This is a genomic window from Chamaesiphon sp. GL140_3_metabinner_50 (genome assembly GCF_025361915.1).
In the GTDB taxonomy this organism is placed as follows: Bacteria; Cyanobacteriota; Cyanobacteriia; order Cyanobacteriales; family Chamaesiphonaceae; genus Chamaesiphon.
The window spans coordinates 34,652-45,182 of the sequence record NZ_JANYJC010000135.1; the positions used below are offsets into that span (position 1 = coordinate 34,652).

At 46.2% G+C, this 10,531-nt stretch carries 12 protein-coding genes; 3 read left to right on the forward strand and 9 right to left on the reverse strand.

All coding sequences use genetic code 11. The annotated features are described in order from the left end of the window. The first annotated feature begins 43 nt into the window (after positions 1 to 43). Complete coding sequence (locus Q0R35_RS07295; protein WP_295615468.1) at positions 44 to 1,138, forward strand: 3-deoxy-7-phosphoheptulonate synthase; 1,095 nt, start codon at positions 44 to 46, stop codon at positions 1,136 to 1,138. 389 nt (positions 1,139 to 1,527) lie between these two features. On the opposite strand, the gene Q0R35_RS07300 is transcribed toward Q0R35_RS07295, so the two are convergent. The 6 genes from Q0R35_RS07300 to Q0R35_RS07325 form a co-directional block, all read right to left on the reverse strand. Continuing rightward, complete coding sequence (locus tag Q0R35_RS07300; RefSeq protein ID WP_295615470.1) at positions 1,528 to 1,722, reverse strand: DUF2949 domain-containing protein; 195 nt, start codon at positions 1,720 to 1,722, stop codon at positions 1,528 to 1,530. 495 nt (positions 1,723 to 2,217) lie between these two features. Continuing rightward, positions 2,218 to 2,778 (reverse strand): DUF192 domain-containing protein, encoded by a 561-nt coding sequence (locus Q0R35_RS07305; protein WP_295615472.1) that lies wholly within the window; start codon positions 2,776 to 2,778, stop codon positions 2,218 to 2,220. A gap of 203 nt (positions 2,779 to 2,981) precedes the next feature. After that, positions 2,982 to 3,659: a response regulator transcription factor NblR gene (nblR, locus tag Q0R35_RS07310; RefSeq protein WP_295615474.1), complete on the reverse strand. Its 678-nt coding sequence runs from the start codon at positions 3,657 to 3,659 to the stop codon at positions 2,982 to 2,984. 170 nt (positions 3,660 to 3,829) lie between these two features. Next, positions 3,830 to 4,747: an NAD(+) kinase gene (locus Q0R35_RS07315; protein ID WP_295615494.1), complete on the reverse strand. Its 918-nt coding sequence runs from the start codon at positions 4,745 to 4,747 to the stop codon at positions 3,830 to 3,832. 262 nt (positions 4,748 to 5,009) lie between these two features. After that, positions 5,010 to 5,996, reverse strand: a complete 987-nt coding sequence (locus tag Q0R35_RS07320) for an SDR family oxidoreductase (protein ID WP_295615476.1) — start codon at positions 5,994 to 5,996, stop codon at positions 5,010 to 5,012. 141 nt (positions 5,997 to 6,137) lie between these two features. After that, positions 6,138 to 6,245 carry a PetM family cytochrome b6-f complex subunit 7 gene (locus Q0R35_RS07325; protein ID WP_295615478.1) on the reverse strand — a complete coding sequence of 36 codons (108 nt, stop codon included), beginning with the start codon at positions 6,243 to 6,245 and terminating at the stop codon, positions 6,138 to 6,140. Between the two features lie 207 nt (positions 6,246 to 6,452). Between Q0R35_RS07325 and pdxA the strand changes: the two genes are divergently transcribed. Further along, entirely contained in the window at positions 6,453 to 7,496 is a 1,044-nt protein-coding gene (gene pdxA / locus Q0R35_RS07330; RefSeq protein ID WP_295615480.1) for a 4-hydroxythreonine-4-phosphate dehydrogenase PdxA, read from the forward strand. Between the two features lie 30 nt (positions 7,497 to 7,526). Here pdxA and Q0R35_RS07335 read toward each other — a convergent pair whose 3' ends face one another. Genes Q0R35_RS07335 through Q0R35_RS07345 form a run of 3 tightly spaced genes read right to left on the reverse strand, consistent with a single transcriptional unit; the run spans position 7,527 to position 9,978 of the window. Then, on the reverse strand, positions 7,527 to 9,104 hold the full coding sequence (locus tag Q0R35_RS07335; RefSeq protein WP_295615483.1) for an Hsp70 family protein: 1,578 nt from the start codon (positions 9,102 to 9,104) through the stop codon (positions 7,527 to 7,529). After that, positions 9,101 to 9,754: a molecular chaperone GrpE gene (locus tag Q0R35_RS07340; protein ID WP_295615485.1), complete on the reverse strand. Its 654-nt coding sequence runs from the start codon at positions 9,752 to 9,754 to the stop codon at positions 9,101 to 9,103. Before Q0R35_RS07340 ends, Q0R35_RS07335 begins: the two co-directional genes overlap by 4 nt. Before the next feature lie 5 nt (positions 9,755 to 9,759). Next, positions 9,760 to 9,978 carry a DUF2997 domain-containing protein gene (locus tag Q0R35_RS07345; protein WP_295615487.1) on the reverse strand — a complete coding sequence of 73 codons (219 nt, stop codon included), beginning with the start codon at positions 9,976 to 9,978 and terminating at the stop codon, positions 9,760 to 9,762. A gap of 94 nt (positions 9,979 to 10,072) precedes the next feature. Between Q0R35_RS07345 and Q0R35_RS07350 the strand changes: the two genes are divergently transcribed. Then, positions 10,073 to 10,285: a hypothetical protein gene (locus Q0R35_RS07350; RefSeq protein ID WP_295615489.1), complete on the forward strand. Its 213-nt coding sequence runs from the start codon at positions 10,073 to 10,075 to the stop codon at positions 10,283 to 10,285. Positions 10,286 to 10,531 lie beyond the last annotated feature (246 nt).

Genomic DNA, 10,531 nt, shown 5'->3' on the forward strand with positions numbered 1-10,531 from the left:
CTTCATTAAACATGCACTCAAACTATCTTTACACCTCCAACTCATGCAAAATCCCACATCCGACCGAGATATCCAAACCCTCGAAAATAGCATGGATGCCAACGTTCTCGGCGATACGAATATCAACTACTCAAAAATCTTGATTACCCCCAAAGAACTCAAGGAAAAACTACCCCTATCGCTCGAATTAGAACAACGCATTGTTAACTACCGCAAACAGATTCAAAAAATCTTAGATTTCCAGGACAACCGCAAATTCATCGTCGTCGGCCCATGTTCGATTCACGATGTCGCCGCCGCCGAAGAATACGCTTACAAATTAAAAGCTTTAGCCGATCGAGTTCGTGATAAATTTCTACTGATCATGCGCGTTTATTTCGAGAAACCCCGCACCACCGTCGGCTGGAAAGGATTGATCAACGACCCAGATATGAACGAGTCTTTCGATGTCGAAAAAGGCTTATATACTGGCAGGAACTTATTAATTAAACTAGCCGAAATCGGCTTGCCTACTGCGACAGAAGCTCTCGATCCGATCGTGCCCCAATACCTAGACGAATTAATTGCTTGGGCGGCAATTGGCGCGCGCACCACCGAATCTCAAACTCACCGCGAAATGGCGAGTGGACTATCGATGCCCGTCGGTTTTAAGAATGGTACCGATGGCAGCGTTAAGGTAGCCTTAAACGCGCTCCAGTCTGCCATGCAACCACACAATTTCCTGGGCATCGACAAGCACGGGCGAGTCAGCGTTTTTCAAACCAGCGGTAATGCTTACGGACACATTATCTTACGCGGTGGCGAAGGTAAACCCAACTACGATCCCGTCAGCGTTCACGCCGCCGAAACCGAACTCAAAAAAGCCAATTTACCCCCCCGGATTGTCATCGATTGCAGTCACGGTAATTCTAATAAAGATTATCGCCTCCAACCGATTGTCTTTGAAAGCACGATCCAACAAATCATCAATGGTAATATCTCAATGGTGGGGATGATGCTAGAATCCAATCTCAATGAGGGCGGACAATCGATTCCTGAAGATCTATCACAGCTTAAATACGGTATTTCGGTTACTGATAAATGTATCAATTGGGCAGATACCGAGCGGATTATTCTCGCTGCTTACGATCGATTGTAGACTTTAGGGACTTGCGTGGACATAACATCCCAGATATTTGTCGGTTTAGGTTGTGCCGTAGGCACAACCTAAACCCACTGGTAGTTTATTAAATTGCAAGCCCCTTAGTCTACAGGAGTACGAGTAAGTCGTCCTCTCAGGGTGCCCGTTGCTCGTCCTAACGAGTAGATGGGGCACCATAATTTGTAGTAGTGGATACAAAAATGCAGACGATCGTTAAGTTAGAATCACCTGCATAATTCGTAATCTTCCATTAGTTCGTGTTGTGTATGCGGATGAAGACAGATTCCCGACTTCTTAGAGAAGTCGGGAATCTAGGGTATTGGGTACTAGCGATGGGATAAAACCTAACATCCATCTCACTAAAAACCCATAACTAGCAACTTGGATTAGGTCGCATCGATCCAGTCATAGATTCGATCGAGTTGTTCGATCGTCACCAATCCGTATTGCCATAACAACATCGGTACTGGGCCTGGGTTTCGCTCTATTTGCTTGAGAACGATCGCCATCGAGGAAGCCGAAATAGCGAGATCGTCTTGTAAAAATCGAATTAATTTTGTTAAAGGAGTAGATGAGATCATTGCCGTACCTCCGGCTAAATTTGAAAAAAGTATGTTAAAAAAAATCAGAAAATAAATGCCTAGCCAATTTGCCAGCGGGGCTAATTGGTGGTAGTGAAGGTTAATTTAGATCTTCACCAATTGCGGTCTAAATTACAGAAAGATTCAAATTGAGATTAAATGGATCGTGCCGTCGATCGCTGCAAATTCTAACAAAATCTGGGCTAGAAGTAGCAATGATGAAAGCGGTAGTCGGTTGGTTAATCCGATCGGGTGGTAATTTGCTTAAAAATTGCTAATTGTTTTGCTAGCATGGGTGGAGCCGTACTAATTACCAACCGATTAAATTGTCAACTGGCAATAACAAATATTTAATCTTGTTAACGTCCGATCGGAATCCGTATAATCTCTAGAGTTTTTTTGAACTACGAATCGGAGTGTCAGTAAATTTGCTGATTTTTTTATTATTAAGAATGGATCGTAACACGAGTCTTGACGTTTATTGCTAGTCAATAGCTATTTCAGCATTTTGGCTGAGTAGTTGTCAATTTTCACGCGATCGCCAACTTTAAGCCGCAGCTCGGCAGCTCTGCCACCACGTAATTCAATTACGCTATCGATCGGGATTTTTGGCTCTGGGCCGTAGCCGGGGCAATCGCTAACCTTACACGGCGGGATATTTACCCCAATATGCTTGACTACGCCATTAGACACAAAGATCATATCCAGCGGAATTAATGTATTCTTCATCCAAAAGCTCACCGCACGCGGTGGCGAAAAGACAAATAACATCCCCCGATTGGCAGCTAGCTCGATGCGATACATTAGCCCCATAGATTGCTCTTCAGGCGTGCGTGCAACCTCTAGCAGGATATTTTGCCCGTTAATCGTCATTTGGGCACTTAGAGGCAGTTTTTGACCCGGTGTAGGCGGATTACTCGTCGGCTTGGGAGTAGATACTGATGGTGTTGAGGAATTTTTGGGCGGGAGTGGCGGTGCAGAGCGCACGGGGATCGAACAGCCAAATAACAACATCCCGACTATCCCACAAGCTATAAATTTGAGTTGTTGAATCACGATACTGTTAGGGGGTAGGGGATAGCGAAAAGTGCGCCGCAAGTAGAGCACCTTTTCAAGATAGGGAATAGCTTCATAGACAATTTTCTCCAGAGGGATAGGCGATGCCTAAGACATCACAGATCGCGATTGTCTATTGCTTGAGTATTTGCCTTAGCTAGATTAGTTTATTTGTTCTACCATGTCAACATAAGTCTGACAAATTAGTCTCGCAGTACGTAGCCAACACCGCGCACGGTTTGAATCAGCCGCTTACCGCCGTCTTTTTCTAATTTGAGCCGGAGATAGCGCACGTAAACTTCGATGACATTAGATTCGCCCAAAAAGTCATATCCCCAAACATTTTCTAAGATTTGTTCTCTAGTCAGTTCGGTTTCGGGATGGGACATTAGATACCGCAGGAGTTCAAACTCTTTGACGGTGAGTTCGATGGTACGATCGTGTCGCGATACCCGATGCGTGACAAAATCTAACACCAGATCGCTAAACCGCAGTTGTTCGCCGACGCTGACATTAGAGTGCAGATACAACCCGATCTCGTGTAAAAATTTGGGGGCGTGATAGGGTTTGAGTACGTAGTCATCGGCTCCAGATTCTAAGCAAACGATTCGATCGGCGATCGCATCGTTGGACATGAGCATGAGAATGGGCACCATCAAACCCAATTCTCGCAGTTGGGGAATGAGTGTGAGTGCCGATTCTCCAGGTAGAGATCGATCGATCGCAATCAAGGCTGGATGCAGTTTTTTAGCCTGCTCTAAGCCCATTCTAGCAGTTTCGGCGATCGCGACTTGATAGCCTGCTTTAGTCAGATCGAGGCTAATTTTCTCAGCCAAGATTAGATCGTTTTCGATTAAGACAATTGGGGTATTTTCTGCCATACATTAGGGGATAGTGAATAGGGAATAGATCTGTTTCTGGATGATTCGACATTTTGACACAATCGCCACAACAATCGGTGTCGAGCTTCGGTCGAGGAAATCTGTGGATTGTCGCTTAGAGCTAAGGTTCGGAGTCAATCCACTATCCACTATCCACTATCCACTAATTACTAAGGCAACTCCACCGATGTCGGCTTGGCAATATGCGGCAACCCCCAACCGAGTTTTTCGCGCAAGATTTTGAAGTATTCGGGGGGTTGGAGTCGGATAAATTTGGCTGGATAAGGAGAGCGGGCGACCCTAATGCTAAATTCGGGGAGGATATAACAGCCACCATTGCCATCTACGACCATTACGAGCCGATTGGGGTTGGCAGAATCGATCTTAACGGGTTCGGAGTCGGAAAACACTAGCGCGCGCGAGGCGAGGGAATGGGGGCAGATGGGGACTAGTTGGAGGGCATCGACACCGGGGGCGACGACGGGGCCGCCAGCACTGAGGGAATAGGCAGTAGAACCCGTGGGGGTGGAGAGGATGATACCATCGGCGGCGATGTCTACCGGAGCGTGTCTGCCGACGGTCACTTCAAAGTGACACATGCTGGTCAGGGGTTCGCGATGGATCACCATTTCATTCAGGCATAAGGCTTCCCATAATAACCGATCGCCTTCCCAGACTTGAACCGTCAGCATCGCCCGATTTTCGACTTGGTAATCGCCGGAGATCGCCAGTTCGATCGCCTCTGGGAGTTGATTGATGTATGTTTCGGTCAAAAAGCCCATGTGTCCGGTATTAACCGTCAGCAAGGGGATGCCACTTGGTGCAACTTGACGAAAAGCAGCCAAAACTGTGCCATCGCCACCCAAGACGATCGCGAAACTCATCTGTGAATCAAAGCCGGGGGGACACAGAGAATCGATCGGCGTATACGAAATCGGTCGATCGGATTGACAATACCCAAGGATCCCACCTTTGGCGGCGGCGGTACAAACTTCCCAGCCTAGTGCTGTTAACTTATCGTCGATTTCTTGGGCAATCCGACAAGCAACAGGTTTACCCTCGTTATAAATTATGCCTACTTTTGGCACGGATGTAGTCCTACTTAAAATTCGATCGGGATACACACTGCTATCTTGTGGAGGTCGATCGGGCAAAGCCCACGCTTCGCGAACGGGTTGGCGATGCCAGCGATTTTCTCCCACATCGATCCTGTATTATGCCATCGCGATGTTGGCAATCTACCAGGAAGATGGCAAGCGGTTCGGTTTTTTCTAATTATTGCATATTCGGCACACAGAATCTTACGAGGATGGGATGGTGTCGTCAACTACGATTCATCTCGATCTCGATTTAGTTCATCACTTTTTTCTTTTTCTGTTTGGCGGCTTGGACTTCTTTTTGCTTGTTTTTCTCGTAATCTAGTTCTTTGAGTTTACGCAGAATTCGGCTGAAGTACTCTTGTAAATAAGCTTCTAGCGTGCCGATTTCTTTGGCTTCGATTCCAAAAATTTTATATACTTCGTCCATCTCGGCAACTAGGGGTTTCCCAGTGGCCAATACTTCGGTAAAAGCTAGTCTATCTGCGGAGTTCCAGCTCCACTCAAAGAAGCGTAACGTTTGTCTCATGACCCGAATTAGAGCCAGCGGCACGTTGGTAATTTTGGCTTCTTTACCAGACTGACGTTCGCAGAAACTAATAATTTCTTTGCCGCTCCAGGCGCGATTGCCGACGATGGGGAAACTGCGCTTGCTAGTTTCGGGTACCGATAAAGCTTTGATGGCAAACTTGGCAACATCTTGAGTATCCATGTACGCGATCGGCGAAGATTCGCCAGTCATCCACACGGGTTGCCCTTCCAGGGTGGGAATTGCAAATTGTCCGATCAGTCCCTGCATGAATCCCGCCGGACGCAAGATCGTATAGTTCAAACCCGATTCTTTTAAAAATAGCTCCGTACATCGCTTGATTTCCATCAAGGGTACGTTAGGATAATTCTCGGCACCCAGAATCGAGAAGAAAATAAACCGTTCTACTTTAGCTTCCGCCGCCGCTTGAATCAGCGCAACTTGCCCATCCCAATCGACTTTTTTAATGCTTAATGAATCTGTCGCTCTGGCAGTGGCGGCATCAATCACAGCGGTGACACCTTTTAGTGCAGGTGCCAAGCTACTAGGATTACAGATATTCCCAACGACTAATTCTGCCCCCCACTCTTTGAGAAAAGCAGCTTTGCGCGTACTTCTGACCAGACAGCGAACTTGGTAGCCTTCATCCAAGGCGCGGCGTGCGATCTGTCTGCCCAAGGTACCCGTGGCACCAACAATCAATAATGTCATTTATAAAGAATAATTAAAAATTATTAAAGCTATTTTGTTAAATATTAGCAGAAAAGTCTCATGTTTGTTAACAAAAATTCATACAACGAGTTTGGGGCGAGGATCGAATGTGTACCCCATACCCCACGGCTCATCCACAGATTATTCTTCTTCTGGGCCTTGAATCTTGAGCAAGAGAAAGCCCAGGCTCAAACCTACTAAAATCAGGCTCGACGACAAGATTGCAGCATTGAAAATTTCACCAGCCATGACTGAAGTACTCCTTGCGAATTATTAAACGACAGATTTATAGTTCCCCCAAGCGATGGGGATCGTATCATGTATCGTAGCAGGATCTTGGGGGTAAGGAGTAAGGAGTAAGAAGTAAGAAGTAAGAAGTAAGAAGTAAAATTCCCTATCCACTATCCACTAAAAACTATTCACTAAAAACTACATTCTGATGCAAGATGTGAAATTATGAGTAAGCCGAGACTAGTTATGACATTAGGCGATCCGGCGGGAATTGGGACGGAGGTGATTCTCAAGGCTTTAGCTGCGCGATCTGGGGCTGAGTGCGATCTGACGGTGCTGGGCGATTTGGACTTATTAATCGATCGTTATCAGCAATTGTGCGAGCAGATGCCAGCAAATATGTTAGCTAATCCCGCTGACTTAAATATTATCGATCTCCCACTACCTCCAGCGATTCGAGATGGGGTGAAATTGGGACAGGGTAATGCGGCGAGTGGTGCGGCGAGTTTTGCTTATTTAGATGCGGCGATCGATCGGACGTTGGCGGGTGAATTTGAGGCGATCGTGACGGCTCCGATCGCCAAATCGGCGTGGTTGGCGGCTGGACATCATTTTCCAGGTCAAACCGAATTACTCGCGCTCCGCGCGAATCTAGACCGCTTTGGGATGATGTTTGTGGGTGTCTCTCCCCATACTGGCTGGACGTTGAGAGCATTGTTAGCGACGACACATATTCCGGTGGCGCAGGTGTCTGCGGCTTTGACACCAGCATTGCTGAGTCTCAAGTTGGGGTTATTGGTAGAGTGTTTACAGGCGGATTTTGGGCTAGAATCTGGGACGATCGCGATCGCGGGCTTAAATCCGCACAGTGGCGAGGGGGGACAGTTGGGGCGGGAAGAGGTGGAATGGATGGATCGATGGTTGGAGGAACAGCGACAGGTGTATCCACAGTACAAATTGCTGGGCTTGTTACCGCCAGATACCATGTGGGTGAAACCGGGACAAGCTTGGTTTGGGACTCATTCTCAGCCGCAAGCTGCGGATGCTTATCTGGCTCTCTATCACGATCAAGGCTTGATTCCGGTGAAGTTAATGGCATTCGATCGGGCGATTAATACCACGATCGGGTTACCATTTGTGAGAACTTCGCCAGATCATGGGACGGCTTTTGATATTGCCGGGTTGGGAATTGCGGATGCGCGGAGCATGGGGGCGGCGATCGATCTGGCAGTACAATTAGTCGAGCGACGATCTGCACGATCTAGCTAGATTTTTATTACTAATTTGGCTCTCGATCGTTTAACTTAATTTAGCAATCGAACCCTCCTTCACCAAAACTCTATTCGTCAATAAATCCGTCACCGTTACCACTAATATTCGATGTTCCGTTACTGCAAATTCTACAGCAATCCGATCGATTCCTAATTCCCCTGGTGGCTCTAATCTCGCCAAACAAACAGAATTGCGTTCGCGTTCTAACGATCGATATTGAGATTGTTTATTCACCGGACTACTATTCATCCTCCCCTGCAGGTCATAAGTGACTTCGGCGGTGCTAATTTCGGCAATTTCACCAATATCTAAGCGCAGTTCGGTTTGCCCCTCGATGGCGACTTGGAGAGTCAGCGGTTCCTCGCGTTCACAGGGGTATTTAATGCCAGCTTCAAACAGGGGAAAATAATTATATGTCCGAGTGTAGGGTTCCCACAGCCGGATGCAATATCCATGTCGGAGATAATCTTCTAATCCCGCAATTTGGGTGAGAGCCAAGGCTCCATGAGCGACGGCTTCAAAGGGTTTGTGGATCTGCACCCGTTGTCTGCCAAAATAAGAGGTAAATAGTTGTTGAATCGCCTGAATCTGACAGCTCCCACCGACTAGTAAAATCTGTTCGATATCGGATTTTTGCACGCCTTTTCGCAAACCGAGAGTGAGAATTTCATCGATCGCATCCCGAAACTGTTCGAGTAATTGTCGCTGTTCTAACAACTCCTCTAACTGCGATCGATCTAAACTCAGATCGTAGGACATAAATGTATTCTCATCTAACCAACTTTCTCGCGCGTCGGTATCGTTAGTCAACCGAATTTTTAATCGTTCGGCAATTGCGAGTAAATTCTGCCAGCCGACTTCGCCGATGGTTTCTCTATCGCTATTTAATTTTACTAAATAATCTTCAATAATCCACCGATCGATATCTTCCCCACCCACATATACATCTGTCTTGGCTAATACCTCCGCCTGCAATTTGACATCATCCGCAACCAACGGCGAAGTTCTCACTAAACTTAAATCCAGCGTCCCCCCACCAAAATCAGCCACTAACACGATCGAACCCGGACGTTGTACCGCATAACCCAAAGCCGCAGCAGTGGATTCATCGACAAATTTAACCGTCGGTAATTTTAACTCGATGGCGACATCTTTAAACCAATCTAAATACCGCTCGAACGTACCGACGGGAACTGTAAAAATAACTAAAGATGGTTCGATATTTGCTGCTAAAACTTCCTGCCAAATCTGAGTCAGAAATTCGATCGCCACAGCATGAGAATCATATATATTATCCTCGATCGTCCGTGGTGGGATCTGAAAATCTGCTGCCAAATCGCGTTTGAACGCCCGAAAAAACCGCTGTGGTTGCGATAGTCCCAATCGCTGCGACCGCACCTTCTCCCCAATGATAATTTCTCGCCCATTACCCACATATACCAAGCTCGGAATAACCGCGATCTCTGCACTTTTGCCGATCGGATCGCCCAAACTAAATACCCGCGACAAACTAGGAAACCGCAATGTTTTCGGCGTTTGGGTATCAGGTTCTATCATACTGACTACAGTGTTGCTGGTGCCAAAATCGATCGCGATTGCCGTCATGATTTTGCTCTCGTTGGTAATGTCCGGCTAACCTTGGCAGGAATTAAGATCCGATCGCCCTTACAATAGCCGACAAACCGCACGTAAACCGATTCACCTGTTTGGATATCCCCAATATCGCTTTGATGAATCTGGGGGTCGTATGGCACCATTTCCCACGGTTTGCCGATCGATTGACACTCCCAAAATTTAATGAGGTTTTCAAGAGATGTTAATAAAGCGACGATATTTCGAGCGGGTAAATCTGGTTGACTTTCTACCATCTTTCGCACGCTGGGGTATTGAGTTAATAGAGTTTGAATCTGCTCGAATCCACCATCGATCGCATCTGCTTGTACTTGCGCTGCTTGTGTCTTCAATTCTTCTCGCAATCGCTGACATTGTTGTGTCAGCGCGATGATTTCTGCTGCTAACTTTGCGCTTGTAACTTCACTAGCTTGAAGTCGAGATGTTACCTCAGTTAGTTTAGATTGTAAGGCTGATTCAGTTGCTTGCGATCGCTCTTTTAAAGCAGTAATTTCCTGATTAAAGCGCGATTCTAATGCTACTCGACTAGCTTTCGCAATTTTAAGCGATCTCCAGTAAAAGAATCCTAATGTCGCGATACTCGTGAAAGTCCCCACCAACCCACTGATTAATTCTGGCTCCATCTCGACTATCCTCGATTTTCGTTAGATTGAGACTGTTCGTCAACGAGGAAATTATCCGCACCATCGTGATATTCGGGTAATAGTTCCCGCGATTCGACTTTTCCCAAGGATGCTTCGATATCCTGGGTGGCGAGGGTGCAGGTTTCGCCGTTGCCATTGATGACGGTTTCGGTGACTTTGCCGTCTTTACCAATGCGGTACTCTATTTTTTGATATTCAGCCATCTTATTTTGGATTTTGGATTATTTCAATTATGCCCAGAATCGACCGATAAGAGGATAAAATTAGAACATATTGTTAGTAAATCGACAAATCGTTATGACCTCAAATCATCTCGAATCCATCGAGCCAGAGCGGATCGAATACCTACTACATCAACAACACCTATATCAAGCAGCCAAACCAGAATTGCTGTCTCAGTATCAAGGACAATATATCGCTTTTGAGAATGGAGTAGTATTAGATAGCGATCGATCCGATCGGGAATTGATGCAACATTGTATGCTAAGTACGGACATCGAGATATTTTAGTTGAATATGTCTGCGATCCCGAACCGCAATTATCTGTCTCGGCTGTTGGTCATTTATTCCCAACTAGATAATGTTTCAATTTAATAGCGGTCGCTGCTATTTAGAAAATGCTTGAACGCGATCGATACAGCCCATTTCCACTGCTTTAGCTAAAAGACTTATTTCACCCAGTCGTTTAAAATAAAGAGCTGCATAATTTCGTTGAATTTGCGTCCCATTAAATAAGTAATATTCGATTCTCTTTTT

Bases quoted from the DNA above. Each gene is read 5' to 3' on its own strand.
- Q0R35_RS07300 (WP_295615470.1), bottom strand. From the start codon at position 1,722: ATGATCTCATCTACTCCTTTAACAAAATTAATTCGATTTTTACAAGAC.
- Q0R35_RS07295 (WP_295615468.1), top strand. From the start codon at position 44: ATGCAAAATCCCACATCCGACCGAGATATCCAAACCCTCGAAAATAGC.
- pdxA (WP_295615480.1), top strand. From the start codon at position 6,453: ATGAGTAAGCCGAGACTAGTTATGACATTAGGCGATCCGGCGGGAATT.
- Q0R35_RS07335 (WP_295615483.1), bottom strand. From the start codon at position 9,104: ATGACGGCAATCGCGATCGATTTTGGCACCAGCAACACTGTAGTCAGT.
- nblR (WP_295615474.1), bottom strand. From the start codon at position 3,659: ATGGCAGAAAATACCCCAATTGTCTTAATCGAAAACGATCTAATCTTG.
- Q0R35_RS07340 (WP_295615485.1), bottom strand. From the start codon at position 9,754: ATGGAGCCAGAATTAATCAGTGGGTTGGTGGGGACTTTCACGAGTATC.
- Q0R35_RS07320 (WP_295615476.1), bottom strand. From the start codon at position 5,996: ATGACATTATTGATTGTTGGTGCCACGGGTACCTTGGGCAGACAGATC.
- Q0R35_RS07350 (WP_295615489.1), top strand. From the start codon at position 10,073: ATGACCTCAAATCATCTCGAATCCATCGAGCCAGAGCGGATCGAATAC.
- Q0R35_RS07325 (WP_295615478.1), bottom strand. From the start codon at position 6,245: ATGGCTGGTGAAATTTTCAATGCTGCAATCTTGTCGTCGAGCCTGATT.
- Q0R35_RS07345 (WP_295615487.1), bottom strand. From the start codon at position 9,978: ATGGCTGAATATCAAAAAATAGAGTACCGCATTGGTAAAGACGGCAAA.